This window comes from Pseudomonas sp. ANT_H4 (assembly GCF_008369295.1).
Classification (GTDB): Bacteria; Pseudomonadota; Gammaproteobacteria; order Pseudomonadales; family Pseudomonadaceae; genus Aquipseudomonas.
This window is the reverse complement of record NZ_VOBG01000001.1, coordinates 152,654-179,129: the sequence shown is the minus strand read 5'-3', so window position 1 is coordinate 179,129 and position 26,476 is coordinate 152,654. Positions and strand designations below refer to the sequence as shown.

Annotated in this window: 25 protein-coding genes; 18 read left to right on the top strand and 7 right to left on the bottom strand. The window is 61.2% G+C overall.

The genetic code is table 11. From position 1 onward, the window contains the following. Window positions 1-18: 18 nt before the first annotated feature. From FQ182_RS00820 to madM, 11 genes are all read left to right on the top strand, one after another. The gene (locus tag FQ182_RS00820) at window positions 19-5,868 is read left to right on the top strand and encodes an Hpt domain-containing protein (protein WP_149412195.1); all 5,850 of its coding nucleotides are present in this window, start codon (window positions 19-21) and stop codon (window positions 5,866-5,868) included. Continuing rightward, on the top strand, window positions 5,861-6,316 hold the full coding sequence (locus FQ182_RS00815) for a chemotaxis protein CheW (RefSeq protein ID WP_149412194.1): 456 nt from the start codon (window positions 5,861-5,863) through the stop codon (window positions 6,314-6,316). Before FQ182_RS00820 ends, FQ182_RS00815 begins: the two co-directional genes overlap by 8 nt. A 238-nt stretch (window positions 6,317-6,554) precedes the next feature. Then, window positions 6,555-8,225: a malonate decarboxylase subunit alpha gene (gene mdcA, locus FQ182_RS00810; protein WP_149412193.1), complete on the top strand. Its 1,671-nt coding sequence runs from the start codon at window positions 6,555-6,557 to the stop codon at window positions 8,223-8,225. Beyond that, window positions 8,226-9,083: a triphosphoribosyl-dephospho-CoA synthase gene (locus FQ182_RS00805; protein WP_149412192.1), complete on the top strand. Its 858-nt coding sequence runs from the start codon at window positions 8,226-8,228 to the stop codon at window positions 9,081-9,083. Next, the gene (locus FQ182_RS00800) at window positions 9,083-9,382 is read left to right on the top strand and encodes a malonate decarboxylase subunit delta (protein ID WP_149412191.1); all 300 of its coding nucleotides are present in this window, start codon (window positions 9,083-9,085) and stop codon (window positions 9,380-9,382) included. The genes FQ182_RS00805 and FQ182_RS00800 overlap by 1 nt, the downstream gene beginning before the upstream one ends. Beyond that, entirely contained in the window at window positions 9,375-10,217 is an 843-nt protein-coding gene (locus FQ182_RS00795) for a biotin-independent malonate decarboxylase subunit beta (RefSeq protein ID WP_149412190.1), read from the top strand. The genes FQ182_RS00800 and FQ182_RS00795 overlap by 8 nt, the downstream gene beginning before the upstream one ends. Continuing rightward, on the top strand, window positions 10,214-10,990 hold the full coding sequence (gene mdcE, locus FQ182_RS00790; RefSeq protein ID WP_149412189.1) for a biotin-independent malonate decarboxylase subunit gamma: 777 nt from the start codon (window positions 10,214-10,216) through the stop codon (window positions 10,988-10,990). The genes FQ182_RS00795 and mdcE overlap by 4 nt, the downstream gene beginning before the upstream one ends. Window positions 10,991-10,995: 5 nt before the next feature. Then, window positions 10,996-11,595: a malonate decarboxylase holo-ACP synthase gene (locus FQ182_RS00785; RefSeq protein WP_149412350.1), complete on the top strand. Its 600-nt coding sequence runs from the start codon at window positions 10,996-10,998 to the stop codon at window positions 11,593-11,595. After that, window positions 11,592-12,497, top strand: coding sequence for a malonate decarboxylase subunit epsilon (gene mdcH, locus FQ182_RS00780; RefSeq protein WP_149412188.1), 906 nt, complete (start codon window positions 11,592-11,594; stop codon window positions 12,495-12,497). The genes FQ182_RS00785 and mdcH overlap by 4 nt, the downstream gene beginning before the upstream one ends. 67 nt (window positions 12,498-12,564) lie before the next feature. Next, entirely contained in the window at window positions 12,565-12,957 is a 393-nt protein-coding gene (gene madL / locus FQ182_RS00775; RefSeq protein ID WP_149412187.1) for a malonate transporter subunit MadL, read from the top strand. Window positions 12,958-12,962: 5 nt separating this feature from the next. Then, window positions 12,963-13,727, top strand: coding sequence for a malonate transporter subunit MadM (gene madM / locus FQ182_RS00770; RefSeq protein ID WP_149412186.1), 765 nt, complete (start codon window positions 12,963-12,965; stop codon window positions 13,725-13,727). 216 nt (window positions 13,728-13,943) lie between these two features. Here the strand turns inward: madM and FQ182_RS00765 are convergent, their stop codons facing one another. Next, window positions 13,944-14,858 carry a LysR substrate-binding domain-containing protein gene (locus FQ182_RS00765; protein WP_149414418.1) on the bottom strand — a complete coding sequence of 305 codons (915 nt, stop codon included), beginning with the start codon at window positions 14,856-14,858 and terminating at the stop codon, window positions 13,944-13,946. A gap of 161 nt (window positions 14,859-15,019) precedes the next feature. Here FQ182_RS00765 and FQ182_RS00760 point away from each other — a divergent pair, with 161 nt between their 5' ends. Continuing rightward, a complete protein-coding gene (locus FQ182_RS00760) occupies window positions 15,020-15,637 on the top strand; it encodes a hemolysin III family protein (RefSeq protein ID WP_149414419.1) in 618 nt (205 codons plus the stop codon). 5 nt (window positions 15,638-15,642) lie between these two features. Here FQ182_RS00760 and FQ182_RS00755 read toward each other — a convergent pair whose 3' ends face one another. Then, window positions 15,643-16,545, bottom strand: coding sequence for a LysR family transcriptional regulator (locus FQ182_RS00755; protein WP_149414420.1), 903 nt, complete (start codon window positions 16,543-16,545; stop codon window positions 15,643-15,645). 62 nt (window positions 16,546-16,607) lie between these two features. Here FQ182_RS00755 and FQ182_RS00750 point away from each other — a divergent pair, with 62 nt between their 5' ends. The 3 genes from FQ182_RS00750 to FQ182_RS00740 are packed head-to-tail and all read left to right on the top strand — an operon-like array spanning window position 16,608 to window position 19,197. Continuing rightward, a complete protein-coding gene (locus FQ182_RS00750) occupies window positions 16,608-17,894 on the top strand; it encodes a D-amino acid dehydrogenase (protein WP_178114372.1) in 1,287 nt (428 codons plus the stop codon). A gap of 10 nt (window positions 17,895-17,904) precedes the next feature. Further along, complete coding sequence (locus FQ182_RS00745) at window positions 17,905-18,258, top strand: RidA family protein (RefSeq protein WP_149414421.1); 354 nt, start codon at window positions 17,905-17,907, stop codon at window positions 18,256-18,258. Window positions 18,259-18,294: 36 nt separating this feature from the next. Next, window positions 18,295-19,197: a transporter substrate-binding domain-containing protein gene (locus FQ182_RS00740; RefSeq protein ID WP_149414422.1), complete on the top strand. Its 903-nt coding sequence runs from the start codon at window positions 18,295-18,297 to the stop codon at window positions 19,195-19,197. Window positions 19,198-19,282: 85 nt separating this feature from the next. Here FQ182_RS00740 and FQ182_RS00735 read toward each other — a convergent pair whose 3' ends face one another. Together FQ182_RS00735 and FQ182_RS00730 are read right to left on the bottom strand one after the other, a co-directional pair. Then, window positions 19,283-20,002, bottom strand: a complete 720-nt coding sequence (locus tag FQ182_RS00735; protein ID WP_149414423.1) for a 16S rRNA (uracil(1498)-N(3))-methyltransferase — start codon at window positions 20,000-20,002, stop codon at window positions 19,283-19,285. 69 nt (window positions 20,003-20,071) lie between these two features. After that, window positions 20,072-21,478 (bottom strand): adenosylmethionine--8-amino-7-oxononanoate transaminase, encoded by a 1,407-nt coding sequence (locus FQ182_RS00730; RefSeq protein WP_149414424.1) that lies wholly within the window; start codon window positions 21,476-21,478, stop codon window positions 20,072-20,074. A gap of 282 nt (window positions 21,479-21,760) precedes the next feature. Between FQ182_RS00730 and FQ182_RS00725 the strand changes: the two genes are divergently transcribed. Both FQ182_RS00725 and FQ182_RS00720 read left to right on the top strand, forming a co-directional pair. Further along, a complete protein-coding gene (locus tag FQ182_RS00725) occupies window positions 21,761-22,312 on the top strand; it encodes a cytochrome b (protein WP_149414425.1) in 552 nt (183 codons plus the stop codon). Window positions 22,313-22,344: 32 nt separating this feature from the next. After that, on the top strand, window positions 22,345-22,941 hold the full coding sequence (locus tag FQ182_RS00720) for a YceI family protein (protein ID WP_149414426.1): 597 nt from the start codon (window positions 22,345-22,347) through the stop codon (window positions 22,939-22,941). Between the two features lie 224 nt (window positions 22,942-23,165). On the opposite strand, the gene FQ182_RS00715 is transcribed toward FQ182_RS00720, so the two are convergent. Continuing rightward, window positions 23,166-23,720 (bottom strand): LysR substrate-binding domain-containing protein, encoded by a 555-nt coding sequence (locus FQ182_RS00715; RefSeq protein WP_306108720.1) that lies wholly within the window; start codon window positions 23,718-23,720, stop codon window positions 23,166-23,168. Then, the gene (locus FQ182_RS30645) at window positions 23,707-23,892 is read right to left on the bottom strand and encodes a LysR family transcriptional regulator (RefSeq protein WP_306108719.1); all 186 of its coding nucleotides are present in this window, start codon (window positions 23,890-23,892) and stop codon (window positions 23,707-23,709) included. The genes FQ182_RS00715 and FQ182_RS30645 overlap by 14 nt, the downstream gene beginning before the upstream one ends. Before the next feature lie 125 nt (window positions 23,893-24,017). Between FQ182_RS30645 and FQ182_RS00710 the strand changes: the two genes are divergently transcribed. Next, complete coding sequence (locus tag FQ182_RS00710; protein ID WP_149414427.1) at window positions 24,018-24,392, top strand: nuclear transport factor 2 family protein; 375 nt, start codon at window positions 24,018-24,020, stop codon at window positions 24,390-24,392. Window positions 24,393-24,456: 64 nt separating this feature from the next. On the opposite strand, the gene FQ182_RS00705 is transcribed toward FQ182_RS00710, so the two are convergent. Continuing rightward, window positions 24,457-26,346, bottom strand: coding sequence for a DEAD/DEAH box helicase (locus FQ182_RS00705; RefSeq protein ID WP_149414428.1), 1,890 nt, complete (start codon window positions 26,344-26,346; stop codon window positions 24,457-24,459). Between the last annotated feature and the right edge of the window lie 130 nt (window positions 26,347-26,476).

Here is a 26,476-nt window from a genome sequence, read left to right as displayed (position 1 = left end):
ATTCTGACGGGAGTCGTTATGGTTGACCGGCACGACTACGTAGCCCTCGAATGGGTCAAGGGCGAAATTGCCGAAACCCTGAAGCAGGCCCGTTCGGCGCTGGACGCCTTTGTCGACGATTCGAGCCGCGAGGCGATTTCGGGCTGCCTTGAGTGCATTCACCAGGTCCATGGCAGTTTGCTGATGGTCGAATTCTACGGCGCGGCCCTGCTCGCCGAAGAAGTGGAGCACCTGGCGCTGGCGTTGCAGGCTGAACGCGTCAGCCAACGCGATGAAGGCATCCGCTTGTTGCAACAGGCCCTGGGGCAATTGCCGCTGTATCTGGATCGAGTGCACAGCGCCCGTCGCGACCTGCCGCTGGTGGTGTTGCCGCTGCTCAATGATCTGCGCAGCGTGCGCGGCGAAAGCCTATTGTCGGAAACCAGCCTGTTCAGCCCACAACTGCTGGTGATTGCGCCGCTGCCCGATGATGCTCTGGCCCAGCGCACGCCAGAGGATTTTCCCGAGCTGCTGCGCCAGTGGCGGCAAATGCTGCAACAGGCCTTGGCGGGTTTGTTGCGCGAAGACCACGGCCCCAGCAACCTGGAAGACATGGCGCGGGTCTTCGCCCGGCTCGAAGCCCTGTGCCACGGCGCGCCGTTGCTGCCCTTGTGGCAAGTGACCTCGGCGCTGGCCGAAGGCATGCTCACCGGCGTCATCGCCAACAGTCCGGCCCTGCGCAGTTTGCTCAAGGCCTGTGACAAGGAACTCAAGCGACTGCTGGCCCAGGGCATCGCCGGGATCAACACGGCGGCGCCCGATGAATTGCTCAAGAGCTTGCTGTTCTACATCGCCAAAGTCACCCGTCCGACGCCGCGCATGCAAAGCCTGAAAGAACGCTATGGCCTGGACGAAGCGCTGCCTGACAGTGCCGTGGTGGACGCCGAGCGCGCGCGCCTGGCGGGACCCGACCGCGATGCCATGGGCTCGGTGCTCGGCGCCCTGTGCGAAGAGCTGGTACGGGTTAAGGAACGTCTGGATTTGTTCGTGCGCAGCGACCGCCAACACACCTCTAATCTCGACAGCCTGCTGTCGCCCCTGCGCCAGATTGCCGACACCCTGGCGGTGCTGGGCTTCGGTCAGCCGCGCAAAGTGATCATCGACCAACTGGCCGTGGTGCAAGGCCTGGCCCAGGGGCAGCGTGAGCCTAACGATGCGGTGTTGATGGATGTCGCCGGCGCCTTGCTCTACGTCGAAGCAACATTGGCCGGCATGGTGGGCACCGTCGAACCGGAAAGGCGCGAAGAAAGCCGCCTGCCGACCACCGACCTGACCCAGATCCACCAGCTTGTCATCAAGGAGTCGTGCCAGTGCCTGAAACAGGCCAAGGAGCTAATTGTTGACTGTCTCGAAGCTGGTTGGGACAAGCAGCGCCTGGAGTCCCTGCCAGAGCTGCTGACCCAGGTGCGCGGCGCCCTGGCGATGATCCCGCTGCCGCGCGCGGCGAGCCTGATGCGCGGCTGCAATGATTACGCCCAAGAGCAATTGATGGTCAACGAAAGCGCGCCTTCAGAGGCGCAGCTCGACCATTTTGCTGATGTGCTCACCAGCCTGGAGTACTACCTGGAGCGAATGCTCCAGGACCATGACGCCCCCGGCGAGCGGGTGCTTGAAGTTGCCGCCAAGGGTCTGACGGTGCTTGGCTATGCGCCGGCCGAGACCCAACTGCCGTGGCGCCAGGAACTGCCCGCGCCCAACGATCCGCCACAGGTGCAGTCCTTGGCCGAGGTACTGGCCAACCCAACTTCGCGCCTTAACCCTCCGGCGCTGCAGCGTCCCGGTAGCTTGCTGCCACCGCCTGCCGGGGAAGAACCGGTGGATGATGAGTTGCGCGAGGTCTTTCTCGAAGAAACGGGGGAAGTGCTTGAGGTGCTACATCGCTATGTGCCAAATGGTACGGCGAGCCTGGAAGACAAGGCCGTCTTGAGCGAAATGCGCCGTGCCTTCCACACCTTGAAAGGCAGTGGTCGCATGGTTCGTGCGCTGGTGTTGGCGGAGTTGGCCTGGGCGCTGGAAAACCTGCTCAATCGTGTGCTCGAACGCAGTGTCGCGCCGGGACCGCAGGTGCAGGCGGTCCTCAATGACGTGGTGGCACTGCTGCCGGAGTTGATCGCCGATTTCGCCGTCGATGCCCAGCGCCAAAGGGACGATGTCGACCACCTGGCGGCCCGTGCCCATGCGCTGGCCAGCGGTGTCGAGCTGCCGGGCGCGGTGCAAGAGGATGCGACGGCCTTCGACCCGCAGTTGCTGGAAATCTTCCGCAATGAAGCCCAGAGCCACCTGGACAGCCTCAACCATTTTCTGCACCAGGCCACCGAGCATGTGCCGTTGCAAGTCAGTGACGAACTGCAACGGGCGTTGCATACGCTCAAGGGCAGCGCCCATATGGCTGGCGTGTTGCCCATCGCCGAACTGGCGCGGCCACTGGATCACCTGACTCGCGAGTACAAGGCCCACCGCCTGGCGCTGGACCTGGATGAAATCGAATTGCTGCTGGAAGCCGAAGCCTTGTTCCAGCGCGGCTTACGCCAGTTGGAGGGTGATCCGCTGACACCGATCAACGGCGCCGCTTCCTTGATCGAGCGCACGCAAAATCGCCTCAACAGCCAACTGGAAGCGCTGCTCAACGCCCCCAGCACCGACCTGCGGGTCAAGCGCGATCCACACCTGATCGCCAACTTCCTGGCCCAGGGCATGGACATTTTGCTGGACGCGGAAAACCTCCTGCGTCGCTGGCAGCAACATCCCGGCGAGCGTCAGGAACTCAGTGCGCTGCTGGACGAATTGACGACGTTGGGGGAGGGCGCGCACCTGGCTGATCTGCACCCAATGGACCAGTTGTGCGAAGCCTTGCTCGACCTGTATGGCGCGGTTGAAGAGAGCAGCCTGGCGGTCAGCGAGCGATTTTTTCATGAGGCTGAGCAGGCCCACGAAGCGCTGATCAACATGCTTGACCAACTGGCCGCCGGCCAGGAAGTCAGCCCTGCGTCGGCACGGGTGCGAGCCTTGCGCGAGCTGCTGGATGAAGGCCTCGATCCATCCGCCACCGGGCTGATCAAGAGCGACGGCAGCCGCGCCCTGAGTATTTCTGAACTCGGCGCCGCGACGGCGCAGTTGGGGCAAGACTCGGCGGTGGACGACGAAATCGTCGAGATATTCCTTGAGGAAGCGGTGGATATCCTCGACAGCGCCGGGCAGTCCCTCAAGCGTTGGCTGCTGGACCCCGATAGCATGGCGCCGCTTTCGTCCTTGCAACGAGATATGTACACCCTCAAGGGCGGCGCGCGCATGGCCGACATCGGCCCCGTGGGCGACCTGGCTCTGGAGCTGGAAAACCTTTACGAAGGGCTGGTGGATCGTCGTTACAGCTACTCTGGCGACCTGGCTCAGGTGCTGATGGCCAGCCACGAGCGACTGGCGCTGCTGTTGGAGCAATTGCAACACCAGCAACCGCTGAGTGATTCCAGCGCCCTGATCAGCAATTTGCATGAGCTTCGTCAGAACACCGGGCTTGTGCCGACGCCCGTGGCGCCCGAGGTCGAGTCGGCTGGCAGTGATCCCGAGTTGCTGGAGATCTTCCTCGAAGAAGCCGCCGACATCCTCGACAGCTCCGGCGCCGCGTTGCTGCGCTGGCAGGCTGATCCACACAATCGCCAGGAAGTGGAAACCCTGCTGCGCGATCTGCACACCCTCAAGGGCGGCGCGCGCATGGTCGAGATCGGGCCCATTGGCGACCTGGCCCACGAGCTGGAGTTTCTCTACGAAGGCTTGTCGGCAGGGTTGCTGGCGCCGTCCGCGGAACTGTTCGCGCTGCTGCAAGGTTGTCACGACCGCCTGGCGCAGATGGTTGAAGCGGTGACGGCGGGCATGCCGGTGGGCTCGGTGGATCAACTGATCGAGCGGATCAGAAGCCTGATGCGTCCAGCCGCAGATCAGGTGGTGCCTGTGACGCTGCCAGCAATCAAGGCCGAGGCCGTACCGGTCAATGAGCCGGCCGCCGACATGGTGAAAATCTCCGCCGAGTTGCTGGACGACTTGGTCAACCTGGCCGGCGAAACCTCGATCTTTCGCGGGCGTATCGAGCAGCAAGTCAACGATGCACGCAGCGCCCTTCACGAGGTGGAAACCACCATCGAGCGCATGCGCGACCAGCTGCGAAGGCTGGATACCGAAACCCAGGGGCGGATTCTCAGCCGCCAGCAGGCCGAAGCCGAGCGCTTGGGTTATGAAGAATTCGATCCGCTGGAAATGGACCGTCATTCCCAGTTGCAACAATTATCCCGCGCCTTGTTCGAATCGGCTTCCGACCTGCTGGACCTCAAGGAAACCCTCGACCAGCGCAATCAGGATGCACAGAACCTGTTGCAGCAACAGGCGCGGATCAATACCGAATTGCAGGAAGGCCTGATGCGCACGCGCATGGTGCCATTTGAGCGCATGCTGCCAAGGCTCAAGCGTATCGTGCGGCAAGTGGCTGGCGAGCTGAGCAAAGACGTTGAGTTTATCGTCGGCAATGCCGAAGGTGAGATGGACCGCAACGTGCTGGAGCGCATGGTCGCACCCCTGGAACACATGCTGCGCAACGCCGTCGACCATGGCCTGGAGTCCCGTGATGCGAGGCTGTTGGCGGGCAAACCGGAAAAAGGCCGGATTACCCTGGACCTGACCCATGAGGGCGGCGACATCGTCTTCGACATGCGCGACGACGGCGCCGGTGTGCCCCTGGAGGCAGTGCGGCGCAAGGCAATCAAGCGCGGTTTGCTCGACCCTGCGCTGGAGATCAGCGACCGCGATGTCTTGCAGTTCATCCTGCAACCGGGGTTCTCTACTGCGGAAAAAATCACCCAGATTTCCGGGCGTGGCGTCGGCATGGACGTGGTGCACGAAGAAGTGCGTCAGCTCGGCGGCTCCATGGTCATCGATTCCACGCCGGGGCAGGGCGTGCATTTTCGCATTCGCTTGCCGTTCACCGTGTCCGTCAACCGGGCGTTGATGGTGCAGTGCGCGGACGATCAATATGCGATCCCGCTCAACACCATCGAAGGCCTGGTGCGGGTGTTGCCCAATGAGCTGGAAGGTCATTACCAGCTCGATCCGCCTGTCTATGAATACGCCGGGCAGCGTTACGAGTTGTACTACCTGGGCGAGTTGCTGCACACCGTCGCCCGGCCGAAACTACTGGGCCAGAGCCTGCCACTGCCGGTGCTGCTGGTGCAATGCAACGAGCGGCGCATCGCCGTGCAGGTGGACGCCATGGCCGGCACCCGGGAGATTGTGGTCAAGGGCCTGGGCCCACAATTCGCCGGGGTCAAGGGCTTGTCCGGTGCGACCATTCTCGGCGATGGCCGGGTGGTGCTGATCATCGACCTGCTGGCGCACATTCGCGCGCTGCAACCGGCGCAGCCATCCCTGAGGACGGACAGTCAATTGGCGGTCAACGAACCCCAGCAAAAACGCCCTCTGCTGGTGCTGGTGGTGGACGACTCGGTCACCGTGCGCAAAGTCACCAGCCGCCTGCTGGAGCGTAACGGCATGAATGTACTCACCGCCAAGGACGGCATTGACGCCATTGCCCTGCTGGAAGAGCACACTCCGGACCTGATGCTGTTGGACATCGAAATGCCGCGCATGGATGGCTTCGAAGTGGCCCTTCAGGTACGTAACGACCCACGGCTAAAAGACCTGCCGATCATCATGATCACCTCCCGCACCGGGCAGAAACACCGCGATCGCGCCATGGCCATCGGCGTCAACGACTACCTCGGCAAGCCTTACCAAGAGTCGGTGTTGCTGGAAAGCATCGCCTACTGGAGCCCCAATCATGCTTGACCACCGCGCCAGCCAACTCACCGGGTTGCTGCTGCCTTTAGCCGACCGCCATTTGCTGCTGCCCAATGTTGCGGTTGCCGAGCTGATCGACTTCCAGCGTGGTGAGCCGGCCAGCGATGCGCCGCCGTGGTATTTGCGCCAGGTTACGTGGCGGGATCGGCAGTTGCCGTTGATCAGCTTTGAGGCGGCTTGCGGTAGCGCCAGTGTCGTGGGGGAGCGAGCGCGGATCGTGGTGCTCAATACCTTGGGCGGGCGGCCGACGTTGAAGTTTATTGCGCTGGTGATTCAGGGGATTCCGCGCTCTTACAAACTCGACAGCCAGTTAAGCTATGTCGATGTGCCGCTGTGTCCGCTGGAACTAGCGGCGGTGCAGGTGGGGGAGCATGTGGCAAAGGTGCCGGATTTGATGGGGTTGGAAGCGTTGTTGGTGGAGTCTGGATTAGCCTGAGCTACACATTTTTTATGGGCAATTAATTACCCCAGTGGCGAGGGAGCTTGGTCCCGTTGGACCGCGAAGCGGCCCCAAAACCTTCCCTTCGAGTCACATTTGATTTTCTTTGAATTCGAGCCCTGCGTTTACTGTAGAACCGTTACTCCAGCCGTAACAATCCACCGCCGAGCTTGATTGATACCCCCCTGATTCACTCCTAAGGTACAGCCCACGACACAACCCTCGTGGAGTGACCATGACAACAACAATAACCCCCGGCTCGCGCTGGACGCGGCGGCGCGATGAGAAGCAGCGGCGGCTGGCGCTGGTAAAGTCTTTCGCCGACGGCGCCGTCCTCCCCAGCGAGCGAATCATCGAAGCCCTGGAAGCCTTAATCCTCCCCGGCGACCGCGTAGTCCTCGAAGGCAACAACCAGAAGCAGGCCGATTTTCTCTCTCGCTCGCTGGCCAAGACCGACCCGGCCAAGCTCCACGATTTGCACATGATCATGCCCAGTGTCGGCCGCTCCGAGCACCTGGACCTGTTTGAAAAGGGCATCGCCCGCAAGCTGGACTTCTCCTTCGCCGGCACCCAATCCCTGCGCATCAGCCAGTTGCTGGAAGACGGCCTGCTGGAAATCGGTGCGATTCATACCTACATCGAACTCTATGCGCGGCTGGTGGTGGATCTGATTCCCAACGTGGTCCTTGCCGCCGGCTTCATGGCCGACCGCGCCGGCAATATCTACACCGGGGCCAGTACCGAAGACACCCCGGCGCTGATCGAGCCGGCGGCCTTCAGCGATGGCATTGTCATCGTCCAGGTCAACCAGTTGGTGGATGACGTCAGCGACTTGCCCCGTGTCGACATTCCGGCAAGTTGGGTCGACTTCGTGGTGGTGGCCGACAAACCTTTCTACATCGAACCGCTGTTCACCCGTGACCCACGGCACATCAAGCCGGTGCATGTGTTGATGGCGATGATGGCGATCCGTGGCATCTATGAGAAACACAACGTCCAGTCCCTGAACCACGGCATTGGTTTCAACACCGCCGCCATCGAGTTGATCCTGCCGACCTACGGTGAATCCCTGGGCCTGAAGGGCAAGATCTGCCGTAACTGGACCCTCAACCCGCACCCAACCCTGATCCCCGCTATCGAAAGCGGCTGGGTGCAAAGTGTGCATTGCTTCGGCACCGAACTGGGCATGGAAAACTACATCGCCGCCCGCCCGGATGTGTTTTTCACCGGGCGAGATGGTTCGATGCGTTCCAACCGGATGTTCTGTCAACTGGCCGGCCAATACGCCGTGGACCTGTTTATAGGTGCCACTTTGCAAGTGGATGGCGACGGCCATTCATCTACCGTGACCCGTGGTCGCCTCGCCGGTTTTGGCGGGGCGCCGAACATGGGCCATGACCCGCGCGGTCGCCGCCACGGCACCCCAGCCTGGCTCGACATGCGCCACGATGACGCCCCCGAAGCCTTGCTCGAACGCGGCAAGAAGTTGGTGGTACAAATGGTCGAGACCTTCCAGGAGGGCGGCAAACCGACCTTCGTTGAAACGCTGGACTCGGTGGAAGTGGCGCGCAAAAGCGGCATGCTCCTGGCGCCGATCATGATCTACGGCGACGACGTGACCCACTTGCTCACCGAAGAAGGCATCGCCTACCTGTACAAGGCCCGCTCCCTGGAACAGCGCCAGGCGATGATCGCCGCGGTCGCCGGGGTGACTGCCATCGGTATGCGCCACAACCCCAAGGACACTGCGCGCATGCGGCGCGAAGGCCTGATTGCGCTGCCCGAAGACCTCGGTATCCGCCGCACCGACGCCACCCGCGAGTTGCTCGCGGCGAAAAGCGTGGCCGATTTGGTGGAGTGGTCCGGTGGTTTGTACAACCCGCCCGCCAAGTTCAGGAGCTGGTAAATGAACGCACTCAAATTGCATAAGCTGACATTGGCTGAACACTTGGCCGACCTGGCCGTAGATGCGTTGATCGATGAGGCTGACCTGTCTCCGAAACCGGCCCTGGTGGACCGCCGTGGCAATGGCGCCCACAGTGATTTGCACCTGGGCCTGATGCACGTCTCGGCGTTGTCCCTGTGGCCGGCGTTCAAGGCAATGGCTGAAGCGGCCATCGAGTTCGGCGAAGTTGGTTTACCCCTGCGCGAAGCCCTTGGGCGTATTGGCCGCGAAGGTGAACAGTCGATGCTCACCACCACGCACGGAGTGAACACGCATCGCGGGGCGATCTGGGCGTTGGGGTTGTTGGTGGCCGCTGCCGCGCTGGAACCTGAATCCAGCCAAGCCAGCGAGCTGACCTTGCGCGCTGCCCGCCTGGCTTTGCTCAACGACCGCCATGCGCCCCAGCCGCTGAGCCACGGCGCCCTGGTCGCCCAACGCTACGGCGCTCGCGGTGCCCGTGAAGAAGCGCAACTGGGCTTCCCATCGCTCCTGCAACGCGGCCTGCCGCAACTGCAAAAAAGCCGCCTGCAACAGCACGGCGAACAGAACGCCCGCCTCGACGCGTTGCTGGCGATCATGACCGATCTGGTCGACACCTGCGTGCTCTACCGCGCCGGTACCGAAGGTTTAAACACCATGCAGCAAGGCGCCCAAGCCGTGCTGGATGCCGGTGGTAGCGCGAGCCTTGCAGGGCGTCGCCGCCTGCATGAACTGGATCAACAACTGCTCGTCTTGAATGCCTCCCCAGGCGGCGCCGCCGACCTGTTGGCTGCCTGCCTGTTTATCGACCGCATCGAGTCTTGCGACGGAGCGTTTTGATGGAAACCTTGTCCTTTGAATTCCCCGCCGGGCAGCCCGCCAAAGGTCGTGCGCTGGTGGGTTGCGTCGGTTCCGGTGACCTGGAAGTGCTGCTGGAGCCGGGCACGGCGGGCACCCTGACGATCCAGGTGCAAACCTCGGTCAATGGCGCCGAACAACGCTGGCAGCATCTGTTCGAACGGATCTTCCAGGAGCAGACGCCACCGGCCCTGAGCATTGATATCCACGACTTCGGCGCCACCCCCGGCGTGGTGCGCTTACGCCTGGAGCAAGGCTTCGAGGAGATCGGTCATGAATGACTTGCTCAGCAAACACAGCTTCGTCGAACTCGGCGCCCGGCAGCGGGCCAAGGCCTTGCTCGACCAAGGCAGTTTTCGTGAACTGATCGACCCGTTCCAGCGGGTGATGTCGCCGTGGCTGGCTCGCCAGGGCGTTGTCCCGCAAGCCGACGACGGCGTGGTGATTGCCAAGGGCAGCATCGGTGGTTTGCCGGTGGTGATCGCCGCTATCGAAGGCAATTTCCAGGGCGGCAGCCTCGGTGAAGTGGGCGGGGCGAAAATCGCCGGGGCCCTGGAACTGGCTGCTGAAGACAACCGCAATGGCATTTCCACTCGCGCCGTGTTGCTGCTGGAAACCGGTGGCGTGCGTTTACAGGAAGCCAACCTGGGGCTGGCGGCGATTGCCGATATCCACGCCGCGATTGTCGACCTGCGCCAGTACCAGCCGGTGATCGGTGTGGTGGCGGGCAGCGTTGGCTGCTTTGGCGGCATGTCCATTGCCGCAGGCTTGTGCAGTTATCTGGTAGTCACCCGCGAAGCACGGCTGGGTCTGAACGGCCCGCAAGTGATCGAACAGGAAGCTGGCCTTGAGGAATACGACTCCCGCGACCGGCCCTTTATCTGGAGCCTGACCGGTGGCGAACAGCGCTTTGCCAGCGGCCTGGCCGACCGCTATGTAGCGGACGATGTGGCGCAGATTCAGCAACAAGTCACTGAGTTGTTGCAGCAAGGTTTGCCCAGTATTCAACGCAGCCGTCAGGCCGATCACTACCTTGAACGCCTCGCGCGCCTGGACGCGGAATCGCAAATCGACCCGGCAACGGTTCGCGACCTGTATCAGGGAGAAAGGTCATGAGAGGTTTGCAGTGGTTCAATGCATTGAGCACCGGCGCCATTCCTGTAAACGGTTTGCCGAATTCGCTGAAAGTCGCCGATGGCACGCTCGGTGATCAACAGGTGCGCTTCATCGCTGTCGTCACCGACCCGCAAAACCGCTTCCCCCGTGCACGCAATGGTGAAGTCGGTTTGCTGGAAGGCTGGGGCTTGGCCAAGGCCATCGATGAAGCTATCAACACGGGCGACAAGCGCCCGCTGATCGCCATCGTCGACGTGCCTAGCCAGGCCTACGGTCGTCGCGAAGAAGCCCTGGGCATCCATCAAGCCCTGGCCGCTGCCGCTGCCAGTTACGCTCGCGCTCGGCTGGCCGGGCATCCGGTGATTGCGCTGCTGGTGGGCAAGGCCATGTCCGGCGCGTTTCTCGCTCATGGTTACCAGGCCAACCGCTTGATCGCCCTGCGCGATCCCGGTGTGATGGTTCACGCCATGGGCAAGGCCTCGGCGGCGCGGGTGACCCTGCGCAGCGTCGAGGAGTTGGAAGCCTTGGCTGCCAGCGTTCCGCCCATGGCCTATGACATCGACAGCTTTGCCAGCCTCGGTTTGCTGTGGGAGACCTTGTCGGTCAGCCAGATCGAGCAGCCGACGGCGGACGATCTGGCTCGGGTGAGCGACTGCCTGGTGCAGGCGATCAAGGACGTGCAGGCCGGCGGTCGTAACTTGAGCGGTCGCCTGGGCGCCAGCAATCGCGCCGCTTCCGCCCATGTTCGTCAGCTGTTGCGTGAGCAGTGGTGAACGGTGTGCTGCCCCATGACTTGCTCTGGGGGATGATGCCAGAGCACCTTGCTGTCGATGCGCCGTCGTGGGTGTTGGATACGCTGAGCGCTGGGCACCCCGTGGTGGTGCGCCGCGCCATGACCGCTGTAGGTCAGGTGTCGGTGGGCGTGCGCGGGCCGTTGCGAGAACAGCGTTATGGTGCGGTCATGCCGGTGTCTGCTATTCAGCGCCGGACAAGTCCGGAGCAATTGCGCAGCGTGCAGTCGCCACGTGACTTACCGGCGTTGCAGGCGCTCGATCAACTGCGGCCATTGCTGGAACAGCTCGGGCTGGATTGGGGCGTCAGCGGCAGTGCCGGGTTTGAATTGGCCAGCAGTGTTGAAGCGCTGCATGCACGCAGTGATCTGGACCTGATTCTGCGCATGCCGCAACCCTTGGAGCGCAATGCCGCCCGTGAACTATTGGCGTTACTGGATACCGCTGTGTGCCCGGTAGACCTGCAGTTGCAAGCACCGCAAGGAGCGGTCGCCTTGCGTGAGTGGGCCGGTCCGTCGCGGCGCGTGTTGTTGAAAAGCGCCAGCGGTGCGCATCTGGTCCTTGATCCCTGGCAGACAGTGGCATGAGCAGCCTTTTGGTGTTCCCAGGGCAGGGCGCCCAGCGTCCGGGCATGCTCCAGCATTTGCCCGCAGTGGTGCTGCAGCAGGCGAGCGACGCCTTGGGCGAAGAGGTGCGCAATCTTGATTCGGCCCAGGCGCTGTCTTCGACTCGCGCGGTCCAGCTATGCCTGTTGATCGCAGGCGTCGCCAGTGCGCGGATGCTTGAGCAAACACCGGACTACGTCGGGGGTCTGTCCATCGGCGCCTACCCGGCAGCGGTGATTGCGGGCTCCCTGGCGTTTAGCGACGCGTTGAAACTGGTCAGCCTGCGCGGTGAGTTGATGCAACAGGCTTATCCACAGGGCTATGGAATGACCGCGATCATCGGCCTGCAATTACCCGCCGTCGAAGCACTCCTCGTTCAAGTCCACAGCCCACAAACACCGGTCTACCTGGCCAATATCAACGCCGACAATCAAACCGTGATCGCCGGCAGCGATGATGCAATGAAGGCGGTCGCGGCACTGCTACGAGGCACGGGTGTCGCCAAGCGCCTGGCCGTCAGCGTGCCGTCCCATTGCCCGCTGCTGGAAAAACCGGCCCACGCCCTGGCCGAGGCATTTGCCAGCGTTACGTTGAAAGCCCCAACCATCACTTATCTGAGCAGCACCCGTGCCCGGCCGATCCGCGATATCGAACACCTGCGCGACGACCTGGCTTTCAACATGTGCCGCATCGTCGACTGGCGCGGCACCGTGCAAAGCGCCTACGAGCGCGGCGTACGCCTGCAGATCGAGTTGCCCCCGGGCGCGGTGCTCAGCGGCCTGGCGCGGCGAGTGTTTGAGCAAGGCACGGTGATCGCCTTCGAAGGTGCTCGTCTGGACACCTTGCAGGCCCTGTTGCGAGAGGAGGGCCGCCGCCACCAATAAAGCAGCACCCGAGGCTTTCGAAGCACAAAAACAACAATTTCGATGAAGCACTTTGAGGACAACCAGCATGATTATTTACGGTGTGGCGTTTTTGGCGCTGTGTACCCTGGCGGGCCTGTTTGTCGGCGAGCTGCTGGGGAAATGGATGGGCATCCCGGCCAACGTCGGCGGGGTGGGGATTGCCATGTTGCTGTTGATCGGCCTGGGCAGCTATCTGGGCAAGCGCGGCTTGTTTACCGGCAAGTCGGAACAGGGCGTGAGCTTCTGGGCGGCGGTTTATATTCCGATTGTGGTGGCCATGGCTGCCCAGCAAAACGTCTACGGAGCCATCAGTGGCGGCCCCATGGCCATTCTTGCCGGAACCGCTGCCGTGGTCGTGGCCTTTGCCCTGGTACCGGTGCTGGTGCGCATCGGAAACCGTGAGCCGAGTGCCGTTGTCCCCACCAAAGAAGCTGGGTGATTGCCATGTATGAATCCATGATGAAAGTGATCAGCGGCTACGGCCTGATCAGCGGTTTTGCGGTGATTGGCCTGACGATGTGGGTCTCCTACTGGATCTCCGACACCTTCACCAAGGGCCGTCTGCATGGCTCGGCCATCGCCATTTTGCTGGGGTTAGTCCTGTCCTATGTCGGCGGTGCCTTTACTGGTGGCTCAAAAGGCGTGGTGGATATCCCGTTGCTGTCGGGCATCGGCCTGCTGGGCGGGGCGATGCTGCGGGACTTTGCCATCGTCGCCACGGCGTTTGGCGTCAGTGTCGATGAACTCAAGCGGGCAGGGTACGTCGGTGTGTTGGCGCTGTTTGTCGGCGTTGGCTCATCGTTTATCGCCGGGGTGGGGGTGGCCATGGCGTTTGGGTACACCGATGCAGTAAGCCTGACCACCATCGGTGCTGGCGCCGTGACCTATATCGTTGGGCCGGTGACCGGTGCGGCGATTGGTGCCAGTTCCGAGGTTATGGCGTTGTCCATTGCCGCTGGGTTGATCAAGGCCATTCTGGTGATGGTGATGACGCCGTTCGTAGCTCCCCTGATTGGCCTTAACAGTCCGCGTAGCGCGGTGATCTTCGGCGGGTTGATGGGCACCTCCAGCGGTGTGGCCGGCGGGTTGGCGGCGACCGATCCGAAGCTGGTGCCTTACGGTTGCCTGACAGCGGCTTTTTATACGGCGCTGGGGTGTTTGCTGGGGCCGTCGTTGCTGTTTCTGATCATGCGCGGGTTGGTGGGCTAAAGCCCTGACTGCTGTGATATGAGCGCGACTTGTTGTGGAAAACCCCCTTGTTGTGGCGAGCGGGCTTGCCCGCGTTGGGCCGCGAAGCGGCCCTAAAACCAATCACTGCGGTCTTTCTGATAAATCATAGCGACCGGCCAGGGAGTGCTCCGCACTCCAACGCGGGCAAGCCCGCTCGCCACAATAAGCCCGCTCGCCACAACGGCCCGTGGGGTGTCAGGTCTGCCGATTGGCATACATCCGACACTCTGCCAGCAGCGCTAGCAAGTTCGGGTCGCGTTCCTTGGCCTTCAAGAACATCACGCCGATGCGCTGCTGTAACCGATAGCGCGGCTGCAACGGAATCAGCTTCACCCGATTCTCATACACCGCCGCAATCCTCCCCGGCAGTAGCGCATACCCCACCCCTGAACTGACCATGCTCAGCAGCGTGAAGATGTCGTTGACCTGCATCGCCACCTTGGGCTCGAAGCCAGCCTGCTTGAACACCCGATTGCCATCCTGGTGAGTGGCGAAGCCTTGGGTCAGGGTGATGAAGGTGGCGTCGCGCACATCGGCCAGGTCGATTTCCTGTTCGCGGTCCAAGGGCGAATCGGCAGGCGTGGCGAGGAATATGTCATCGGAAAACAACGCGATTTGCTCACAGTCCGAGTCGCAGGCGTTGTCGTCCAGGGAGATCAGGATCGCGTCCACTTCCATGTTCTTGAGCTTGTACAGCAGGTCGAAATTGGAGCCCAGGATCAGGTCGATATTCAGCTCGCTGCGGCGGATTTTCAGGCCCATGATCAGCTGCGGCACGGTCTTCACCGTCAGGGAATACAGGGAACCCAGCTTGAAACGCTCGGCGGAGAACCCGGCGGCTTCGCGGGTCAGGCGTACGCTGTCGACCACGTCCTGGATCAGCTTTTGTGCGCGTTCCTCCAGCACATAGGCGCTTTCCAGCGGTGTGAGGTTGCGACCTTCATGCTTGAACAGCGGGCAGCGCAGGGCGTTTTCCAGGGAGTGGATCGCCCGGTGCACGCTAACGTTGCTGGTCTGCAACTCGGCCGCGGCCCGGGCCAGGTTGCCGGTGCGCATGAACGCCAGGAAGATTTCCAGTTTTTTGAGGGTGAGTTCTTCGTCGATCAGCATGGCCGTGACTCTTGTTCGAATGCGCTCGATTGTGCCCCTAAAACATGCGCGCTCCCAGGCATGTAGCGCAGCTTGAGGCGCGGACGTCAGAACGGCCTTGCACTATCACTCGCCAGGCATGAGCCTTGTTGGCAACACAGGCTATTGGAGGTCAGTGACACATGTATCACGGGGAACGATTTAACGCCTGGAGCCATTTGCTTGGGGCGGTCGCGGCCTTTGTTGGCGCGGTGTGGATGTTGGTGGTTGCAAGTCTCGATGGCAGCCCCTGGAAGATTGTCAGCGTGGCGATTTATGGTTTCACGCTGTTGGTGCTGTACAGCGCGTCAACGGTTTATCACAGCGTGCGTGGGCGCAAAAAAGAGATCATGCAGAAGGTCGATCACTTTTCGATCTACCTGCTGATCGCCGGCAGCTACACGCCGTTTTGCCTGGTGACCCTGCGCGGGCCGTGGGGCTGGACGCTGTTCGGGATTGTCTGGGGGCTGGCAGTGATTGGCATCCTGCAAGAGATCAAACCACGCTCGGAGGCGCGGATTCTGTCGATCGTGATCTATGCGGTGATGGGCTGGATTGTGCTGGTGGCGGTCAAACCGCTGATTGCGGCGTTGGGCACGGCGGGGTTTATCTGGCTGGCGTCGGGCGGGGTGTTGTACACCGTGGGTATTATTTTCTTTGCTCTGGAGCACCGTCTGCGGCACTCCCATGGGATCTGGCATTTGTTCGTGATTGGCGGGAGTTTGCTGCATTTCGTGGCAATCATGCGCTATGTACTGTGACGCTCCTACAGGCGGTCGAGTTGTTCCTGGGCCCGGTTGCTGAAAATCTCCAGTAGGCTCGCCAGCATATGTGGCGGCGGTTCATCGGCGCGGGTCAGGGCATACAAGGTGATCGGCAGTGGTGGTGCCAGCGGACGGATGCAGGTGGTGGACGTTGACGCACCCAGGGCCGTAAACGGATCAATCACCGCCAGCCCTGCACCGGACTCGACCATGGCCCTGGCCAGGGAGTAAGTCTGCACTGCGATGCTTACACGCGGTGGCGGGTCGACGGCTTCCAGGTAACTGTCGAGTTTCGCCGACAATGGGTCGGCGCTGGACAGGCCAATCAACGGCGCATCGGCCAACGCCATCAGTGGCAAGGGTTTCCCATGTTCTGCCTCGGGCCAGTAACCTCGCGGCGCCAGGGCGACCAGCACGCCATGGGCCAACGCCTGGGCCTTCAACCCTGGGTGATCGGGGGACTTGAGCGTCAGCGCCACATCCATCTCGCGCATCAACAGGTTCTGCACCAGCTCGCGGCTGTGGGCGCTGGACAGTTCGCAGGCGATGTCCGGGTAGCGCTGAGTCCACTCGCGAATGGCCGGCGGCAGCAGCGATAACGCCAGGGCTGGTGTGGCGCCGATGCGCAGGCTTTGACCCGGCTCGCGGCGCAGGTTCTGCGCCAGGCGCCGCACGCCTTGCAGGCTTTCGGTGACCTTGTCGACTTCCCGCTCAAGGGCCAGCGCCTCGGGCGTGGGCAGCAGTTTGCCGCGTATGCGCAAAAACAGCGGGAAGCCCAGTTGCAACTCGGCGTGCTGCAACACTTTGCTCACCGCCGGTTGCGAGACGTGCAGCAACTGCGCGGCGGCGCTGACGGAGCCGGTCTGGCGGATCGCCTGGAAGATTTCGATATGGCGTAAGCGCATGGAAGATCCATAACCTTTGTTTATGGGTGCCCCATCTTTATTCATTGTCCGGCGTCTGTCACCTGGCCCTAACCTTCAGCTCTGACAATCAACGGCTAAGGACTGATATGGCTCAGCAGGTTTGCATCATTGGCGGTGGGGTCATCGGCCTGGCGAGTGCTTACGCCCTGGTGCGCGCCGGCATGGACGTGACGGTGGTCGAAGCACAGGAAACCCTTGGCAGCGAAACCAGCTTTGCCAACGGCGGCCAACTGTCCTATCGCTACGTCGCCCCCCTGGCGGATGCCGGGGTGCCACTGCAAGCCATCGGCTGGATGCTGCGTGGTGACTCGCCATTGAAGCTGCGCCCGCGCCTGGACCCAGCGCAATGGCGCTGGATGGCGTCCTTTCTCGGCGCCTGTCGCGCCTCGGTCAACAAGCGCAATGCCGGGCATTTGTTACGCCTGGCGTCTTTGAGTCAGAGCACCTTGCAGCAGTGGCGTGACGAAGACGGCCTGGACGGCTTCGACTGGCGGCGCAACGGCAAGCTGGTGACGTTTCGCAGCCACAATACGTTTGAGCATGCGCGGGGCAAAGTGACTGATCGCCTGCAACAACAAGTGTTGTCGGCGGCTGATTGTGCGCGGCTGGAGCCGACCCTGGGCGCTGGGGATTTTGTTGGTGGGATCTACACGCCCAACGAAGAAGTGGCGGACTGTCATGGCTTCTGCCAGCAACTGGCAGCGCGCCTTCAAGCTTCGGGGCGTTGCACGTTCATGCTGGGCCGTAAAGTCACCGGCATTCGTCACGCGGATGGCGCCGTGCAGGCGATCGAGATGGGCGGCGAGGTGCTGGCGGTCGAACACCTGGTGCTGGCGGCGGGTCATCGCAGCCCCGAGCTGGCTCTGCCTGGCGTGTCGTTGCCGCTGTATCCACTCAAGGGCTACAGCCTGAGCGTGCCGATTGGCGAACAGCATCAAGCGCCGAATATCAGCATCACCGATTACGACCGTAAGATCGTCTACGCCCGTATCGGCGAGCAACTGCGGGTGGCGGCGATGGTGGATATCGTAGGCTTCGACACCCGTATTGAACCCAAGCGTCTGGCGCTGATCAAGCGCCAGGCCTGTGAAACGTTCCCGCTGGCCGGTGATTACGCACAGGCCATCGAATGGGCCGGTATGCGTCCGGCCACGCCCAGCGGCGTGCCGCTGATCGGCGCCAGTGCCTATCGCAACCTGTGGCTTAACCTCGGCCATGGTGCCCTGGGGTTTACCCTGGCCTGTGGCAGCGGCCAATTGCTCGCCGAATTGATCGGCCAACACACGACTTCCATTGATATGCAGGGCCTCGCTCCCCGCGCCGCCTGAGGATGCACCGATGAGCATCACCCGAATCAACAGCAACAGCCGTCTGTCCGGCGCAGTGACCTTTCAGGGCCTGGTGTTTTTGTCCGGCCAGGTGCCCGGCGAGGGCCAGGATGTGACGACGCAAACCCAGGAAGTCCTGGCCAAGATAGATGCGCTGCTGCGCGACGCTGGCAGCGACAAGGATCATCTACTCAACGCAACCATTTACCTGAAGAATATCCAGGACGGTTTTGCGCCGATGAATGACGTCTGGTCAGCCTGGCTGTCGCCCGGCCAGGCGCCAACCCGCACCACCCTGCAAGCGGAGCTGGCACGTCCTGACGTGCTGGTAGAGATCAGCGTCATCGCTGCTCGCCGCCCTTAACGATCTGCATAACAAGAAAACCAACGGAGAATAACAATGCAAAAAATCACGTTGATCGGCTGCACCCTGGGGCTGTTGCTTGGGGCTCAGGCCCACGCCACTGAAGCACCCTTGCAAGGCACGTTGAGCAAGATCGCCAACGCCAAGAGCATCACCCTGGGTTATCGCGATGCCTCGGTGCCGTTTTCCTACGTCGGTGATCACACCGGTAAACCCATGGGCTACTCGGTGGATCTGGCGAGCAAGATTGTCGAGCGCATTCAACAGAAAACCGGTGTGCCCAAACTCAATGTTAAGTACAACCTGGTGACGTCCCAGACCCGCATCGCGCTGGTGCAGAACGGCACTGTGGACCTGGAGTGTGGCTCTACCGGCGTGACTGCCGAGCGGCAGAAACAGGTGGCGTTTTCCTACGGCTTTATCTACGTGAAGGGTCAGTTGCTGACCTCCAGGGACAGCGGCATCAACAGCTTCGCTGACCTCAAAGGCAAGAACGTAGTGACCACCGCGGGAACCACCAACGAGCGCTTTATCAAGAGCTATAACGCCGACCACAAGCTGAACATGTCGGTGATCAGCGCCAAGGACCACGGCGAAGCGTTCCAGATGCTGCAGTCGGGCCGGGCAGTGGCGTTCTACATGGACGACGCCTTGCTCTACGGCGAGCGCGCCAAGGCCAAGGACCCCCATAAGTGGGTAGTGGTGGGTGAGGAGCAGTCGCGGGAAATCTACAGCTGCATGGTGCGCAAGGACGATCCGCAGTTTCTCGCGGTGGTCAACGAGACGTTGGCGGGTCTGTACAGCTCGGGGGAGATCAACGGGATTTACCAGCGCTGGTTTGAACAGCCGATCCCGCCCAAGGGCTTGAACCTGGAGTTTCCGATGACCAGCGAGTTGAAGGCGATTATTGCCAAGCCGGTGAGTGATCCGGTGGAGTGATGGAGTGGTAGCCCGATCAAAATGTGGGAGCAGGCAAGCCAGCTTCCACATTTGATTGGGTTTTCATGGGGTGAGTTGCGTTGGTTTAGAAATCGCCCCACAGCTGCTGGGCCACCGCCAGCGCCACGACTGGCGCTGTTTCGGTGCGCAGCACTCGCGGCCCCAGTCGCGCCGAGTGGAATCCGGCATTCTGCGCGGTGTCCACTTCCCCATCGGTCAAACCGCCCTCTGGCCCGATCAGAAACGCCAGGCTTGCAGGCTTGGCATGGCTGACCAATGGTTCGGCCACCGGGTGCAAGACCAGTTTCAAGTCCGCCTCGGTCTGCTTCAGCCAATCCGCCAGCAACAGCGGTGGATGAATCACCGGCACCCGCGAACGACCGCACTGCTCGCACGCACTGCTCGCCACTTGGCGCCAGTGCTGAAGGCGCTTGTCGGCCCGTTCGTCCTTGAGGCGTACTTCGCAGCGCTCGCTGAAAATAGGGGTGATTTCGTTGACCCCCAGCTCAGTGGCTTTCTGGATCGCCCAGTCCATCCGTTCGCCACGGGACAAGCCCTGGCCGAGGTGGATCTGTAACGGTGATTCGACCTGCCCGGCGAAGGCTTCGGTCAGTTGCACCACCACGCGTTTTTTACCGACTTCCAGCAACGTGCCGAGAAACTCCTGGCCGGAGCCGTCGAACAACTGCACGGGATCGCTTTCGTTCATGCGCAACACGCGGCTGATGTAATGCGCCTGGGCTTCGGGCAACTCGTGGTCGCCAATGCTCAGGGGGGCGTCGATAAAAAAGCGGGACAGTCTCATTTCTGTTCTCTGGAAATAGTGTGCAGGGCAGACGCGGAGCGTGGGAGCGATCAACAAGGGGGTGGGCAATCAGCCTGGATCACGAAACCCTGGGTGAAAGTCCTTGGGCACTGCCACGCTGACTTTACTGTTGGTGGCAATATCAATGCCTTCACTGGCCACTTCTGCGAGGAAGTCGATCTGCTCCGGGGTAATCACATAAGGCGGCAAGAAATACACCACGCTGCCTAACGGGCGCAGCAACGCACCGCGCTCAAGAGCATGTTCGAAGACCTTGAGCCCACGGCGTTCCTGCCACGGGTAGGCGGTCTTGGTGGCCTTGTCCTGGACCATCTCGATGGCCAGGACCATGCCGGTCTGACGCACTTCCGAGACGTGGGGATGATCCACCAGGTGCGCGGTGGCCGTGGTCATGCGCTGGGCCAGGGCCTTGTTGTTCTCGATGACGTTGTCTTCTTCGAAAATATCCAGGGTCGCCAGCGCCGCCGCACACGCCAGAGGATTGCCGGTGTAGCTGTGGGAATGCAGGAAGGCACGCAGAGTCGGGTAGTCGTCGTAGAAGGCGCTGTAGACATCCTCTGTAGTGACCACGGCCGCCAGCGGCAAATAACCGCCGGTCAGGGCCTTGGACAGGCAGAGGAAGTCCGGGCGGATGCCGGCCTGTTCACAGGCGAACATAGTGCCGGTGCGTCCGAAGCCGACGGCAATTTCGTCGTGGATCAGGTGTACGCCGTAGCGGTCGCAAGCGTCGCGCAGCAACTGGAGGTACACCGGGTGGTACATGCGCATGCCACCGGCGCCCTGGATCAGCGGTTCGACGATCACGGCGGCGACGCTGTCATGGTTCTCGGCCAGGGTTTGTTCCATGGCCAGGAACATGTTGCGTGAGTGTTCTTCCCAGCTCATGCCCTCGGGGCGCAGGTAGCAGTCCGGGCTCGGCACCTTGATGGTGTCCAGCAGCAGGGCCTTGTAGGTTTCGGTGAACAGCGGCACATCGCCCACCGACATCGCCGCGATGGTTTCACCGTGGTAACTGTTGGTCAGGGTGACGAAGCGCTTCTTGGCAGGCTGGCCACGGTTGAGCCAGTAGTGAAAGCTCATCTTCAGCGCGACTTCTATGCACGACGAACCATTGTCGGCGTAGAAGCAACGGGTCAGGCCTTCGGGCGTCATCTTCACCAGGCGCTCGGACAGCTCGATCACTGGCTGGTGGCTGAAACCGGCGAGGATCACATGCTCCAGCTGATCCACCTGATCCTTGATGCGCTGGTTGATGCGTGGGTTGGCGTGGCCGAACACGTTGACCCACCAGGAACTGACGGCGTCCAGGTAGCGCTTGCCTTCGAAGTCTTCCAGCCACACGCCTTCACCGCGCTTGATGGGAATCAGCGGAAGTTGCTGATGGTCTTTCATCTGGGTGCAGGGATGCCACAGCACCGCAAGATCGCGTTGCATCCACTGGTTATTCAATCCCATCTTCAGTCTCCTCGAAGCGGCTCGCGACGTGCGCGGGCGAAACAATCGCGCAAGCCTATGCAATGCCGGGCAGTGTCACAACCCATTGCGTGCTTTGAAAATCGAATTGGTGCCTGTAGCAGGACGGTCTGTCACGTTTCTTCTGAATAATCCTTAATCCCCGGTTAATTTATTGTTCCTACGCTTAACATCATATTTCTCGATATTTCAAAGCGAAATTTTCCGCTTTAATTCGATAGGTAAAACGCTAGTCTTGGGCGCAGCTCTTACGGGATTTGGGTAATGCAACTACGAAATTCATCGGCCCGCTACGGCTGGGTCAGTATTGTTATCCACTGGGGCGTGGCCTTGGTGGTGTTCGGTCTGTTCGCTCTTGGGCTGTGGATGGTCGGTCTTGACTACTACAGCATGTGGCGCAAAGACGCGCCGGACCTGCACAAGAGCATCGGCATCACGTTGTTCGCCATCATGCTGTTGCGGGTGATGTGGCGCTTTATCAGCCCCCCGCCGCCGTCACTGGCCAGCTACAGCCGCTTGACCCGCTTGGGTGCCAGGTTTGGTCATGCCTTCCTTTATCTCGGGCTGTTTGCCGTGATGATTGCCGGTTACCTGATTTCCACCGCAGACGGTGTCGGGATTCCGGTGTTTGGCCTGTTTGAAATTCCTGCGCTGGTTTCCGGTTTACCGGACCAGGCAGACGTAGCCGGCTTGGTGCATTTTTACCTGGCCTGGGTACTGGTTGTGTTCGCTGGCCTGCATGGTGTGGCTGCACTGAAACACCACTTTATTGATCGTGATGCGACCCTGGTTCGTATGCTGGGGCGCAAAGCCTGATGTTCAACCTCGACTCACAAGGAATATAAAGCATGTTGAAAAAGACTCTCGCTGCTCTGGCAATCGGTTCTGCTTTGCTGTCTGCCGGTCAGGTGATGGCGGCTGATTATGTGGTCGACAAGGAAGGCCAGCACGCCTTCGTCGATTTCAAGATCAGCCACTTGGGCTACAGCTACATCACCGGTACCTTCAAGGATATCGATGGCAAGTTCAGCTTCGACGCTGCGAAGCCTGAAGACAGCAAGATCGAATTTAATGTTCGCACTGCCAGCCTGTTCACTAACCACGCTGAACGTGACAAGCACATCGCCAGTGCCGACTTCCTGAACGTTGGCAAGTTCGCCGACGCCAAGTTCGTCTCCACCAGCGTCAAGTCCACCGGCAAAAATGCTGATGGTAAAGACACGGCTGATGTCGCCGGCGACCTGACTTTGCTGGGTGTGACCAAGCCGATCGTGGTCAAGGCTACTTTCCTGGGTGAAGGCAAGGATCCATGGGGCGGATACCGTGCTGGCTTCGAAGGTACCACCAGCATCAAGCGCTCTGATTTCGGCAAGCAGAAGGATCTGGGCCCGTCCTCCGACGCGGTCGAGTTGTACATCACGTTTGAAGGTGTCAAAGCGAAGTAATTTTTGCTGCGTCAACCCTAAGCGCCGACCTCAGGGTCGGCGTTTTGCTGTCTGTCAGTTGTAAGCTTATAGGCTGCCCTGATACTGCACGACCTGCTCTTTGAGCCACTTAAGCAGTGATGATATTTGCGCCGAACGTTTGCTGCCGTTGGGCCAGACCAGAAAGTAGCGTGATGAATGCACGGGTTCGATATCCGTCAGTTTGACCAACTCCCCGCGCTCTATCAGGGAATGGGCAATCGAACGTCGGGTCTCAGCGCAATGCCGTATCCCAGCCTGACGGCCTCAAGCAGTAGCGTGGAGTCGGTGAACTCTAGTGTGGCGGGAGGGCGTTGCCCCTCGATTCCAGCCGCGCTGAGCCAGACTGGCCAGCTTTCACTGGCATGTAGCAGCGGCTGTTCCAGTACGGCCTGCGGGGTGATTGGCAGCGCGCCGCCGTTGAAGTTTGCAGCGGCGACCACCAGCAATGAGTCCGCCATCAGGGGTTCGCAATGCACGTCGGGCCATTGGCCGTGGCCGAAGCGGATTGCGCAATCTACCAGCCCCTGCTCAAAACTGACGAACTCCATGGTGGAGGCCAGCTTGAGGTGCAAGTCGGGGTGGGCGCACATGAAGCCTTTGAGCCTGGGCAATAGCCAAAAAAGGCCATACGAGGGCAGGACCGACAGCGTCAGTTGTGGATGCTTGGTCTTCGCCAGAAACTTTTCGGTGACCCCAGCAATCTCTCCCAGCGCTTGGCGGATTTGATAGGCGTAGATCTGGACTTCATCGGTCAACACCAATGAACGCCCAGCGCGCGACCAGCGCCACGTCGAGGTATTCCACCAGGGAGCGGATTTGATGGCTGACGGCGCTGTGGGTGACATGCAACTCCAGCGCTGCCAGGTTCACCTTGCCCAATCGGGCGAGTGCTTCGAAAGCACGCAAGGCAGCGAGGGGAGGCAGTTTCAATAGGTGAATTCCGTTCACATAAAGGACGAATAATAGCCGCTATACCCGAGTCCGGTGCCTTGCTGATAATTGGCTGCATGTTACTTATTGAAATGGCACACAGTTAAATCATCAGGGGACCCAGTATGGTTAGTCATGAAATTCAAAGCATGTTGAAAGAGTACTTTGATGTGTTGCAAACCCAAGACTTAAACACGTTCGATCAGGTTTTTCATCCGGGTTGTGTGCTGTATGCCGCTCAGGATGGGCAAGTGACCGTGCGCCCTTTCGCTGAGTATCGCGCCATGGTCCAGGGCCGTAAGTCGCCGCAGGAAGGTGGGTTTGCGCGATTGGACGAAGTGCTGATGATTGATGTGATGTCACCGGAAATGGCCATGGTCAAGGTTCGCCTGCGCCTGTTCGATAACATCATGGTGGATTACTTGAACCTGATGAAAGTGGACGGTCGCTGGACTATTTTTGCCAAGCTTTTTCATAAGGTTGGTACGGCTGTCGATTAATAAGAAAAGTGCCAGATACAAAAACGCCCCGAACCAGTCGGGGCGCTTTTTTACAGCTGAAAACTCAGCGGTTGCGGGTCAGCAGCGCTGGTTTTTCACCACGAGGACGGCCTGGCAGTTGATCCAGCTGCTCAGGTGTCAGGGAGCGATCGCTTTTCGACTCCTTGTGGATGATCTTCGGCGCAGGGCCGCCACGCGGGTTTTGCACAGCCGGTTCCGACGACTGTGGCTGCTCGTCACGAGCTGGCCGGCGGTTGCGTGGCGCCTCTTCGCGACGGGCCTGACCGTCACGGGGAGCACCGTTGCGTGGGCCGTTGCGCTTGGCTGGCGGGGTGCCAGTGGTTGCGCCGTTGCTGCTGCGCGGAGTGCTCTGGCGACCCTGCGGCTGGCCGGTGCGTGGAGCACCAGTTCCTGTGCCTGCACCCTGTGCCGGAGCACCTGGACGACGACCACGGCCCTGGGCTGGTTTGGCCTGGGGCACGTAGTCAGCGCGGTTACCGAAGTTATCCACGTCGTCGTCGAGGAACTCGTCCGGGGCGCGGTCAGCGGCAGCACGTGGTGGTTGGCTCGGCTGGCGCTGTTCGCGGGCCGGGGTGCTTTCACGAGGCTTCTGCTCGCGGGCTGGACGTTCGCCGCGGCTGCTGGCTGCAGGTTTTTCCTTGGCGCCCTTGTCCTTGCCCTTGTCCTTGCGACCACCGCCGCCACCGCCGCCGTTCGGGCCATCGCCCTTCGGACCGCGTGGGTTGTTGCGTGGGTTGCGCACGTCCGGACGCTCGCGCACTTCCGGCTTCTCGGCTTCCACTGCACTGGCATCGAAGCCCATCAGGTTGCCGTCGGCAATTTTCTGCTTGGTCATGCGTTCGATGCTTTTGAGCAGCTTTTCTTCGTCCGGCGCGACCAGGGAAATGGCCTCGCCCGAACGACCGGCACGGCCGGTACGGCCGATACGGTGCACATAGTCTTCGTCGACGTTTGGCAGCTCGAAGTTGACCACGTGGGGCAACTGATCGATGTCCAGGCCGCGCGCGGCGATGTCGGTGGCCACCAGGATGCGCACTTCACCGGCCTTGAAGTCGGCCAGGGCTTTGGTCCGTGCGTTCTGGCTCTTGTTGCCGTGGATGGCGACGGAGGTGAGGCCGTGCTTGTCCAGGTACTCGGCCAGGCGGTTGGCGCCGTGCTTGGTGCGGGTGAACACCAGGACCTGTTCCCAGGCGCCGGCGGTGATCAAGTGGGCCAGCAGCGCACGCTTGTGGCTTGCGGCCAGGCGGAACACCCGTTGCTCGATACGCTCGACGGTGGTGTTCGGCGGCGTGACTTCGATGCGCTCGGGGTTGTGCAGCAGCTTGCCGGCCAAGGACGTGATGTCATTGGAGAAGGTCGCCGAGAACAGCAGGTTCTGGCGTTTGGCTGGCAGGCGGGCGAGGACTTTCTTCACGTCATGGACAAAGCCCATGTCGAGCATGCGGTCGGCTTCGTCCAGCACGAGGATTTCCACGTGGGACAGGTCGACGCTGCCTTGGCCGCACAGGTCGAGCAAGCGACCTGGGCAGGCAACCAGTACGTCGACACCACGGGCCATGGCCTGAACCTGTGGGTTCATGCCGACGCCGCCGAAGATGCAGGCGCTGACGAACTTCAAGTCGCGGGCATAGAGCTTGAAGCTCTCGTGCACTTGGGCTGCGAGTTCGCGGGTAGGGGTCAGGACCAATACGCGCGGTTGGCGCGGGCCGTGACGCTGGGATTTGTCCGGGTGACCATTGGGAAACAGCCGTTCCAGAATCGGAAGGGCGAAGCCGCCGGTTTTACCAGTACCTGTCTGTGCCGCAACCATTAGGTCGCGACCTTGCAACACGGCGGGAATGGCCCGCTGTTGCACCGGAGTAGGCTCGGTATAGCCCGCTGCCTCGATGGCACGGACTAAAGCCTCGGAGAGACCGAGGGAAGCAAAGGACATGAGTAATCCTGTTTTAGTTAGGGCTTGGCCCAGAGGGATAGTCTTGCCTGGCGCGAATGGCGTTTAGATGAACGCAATCCCGTCCGGTCCTGCTGGGGCTGGCAGGCACTTCGACGGCTCGCGCGGGCTG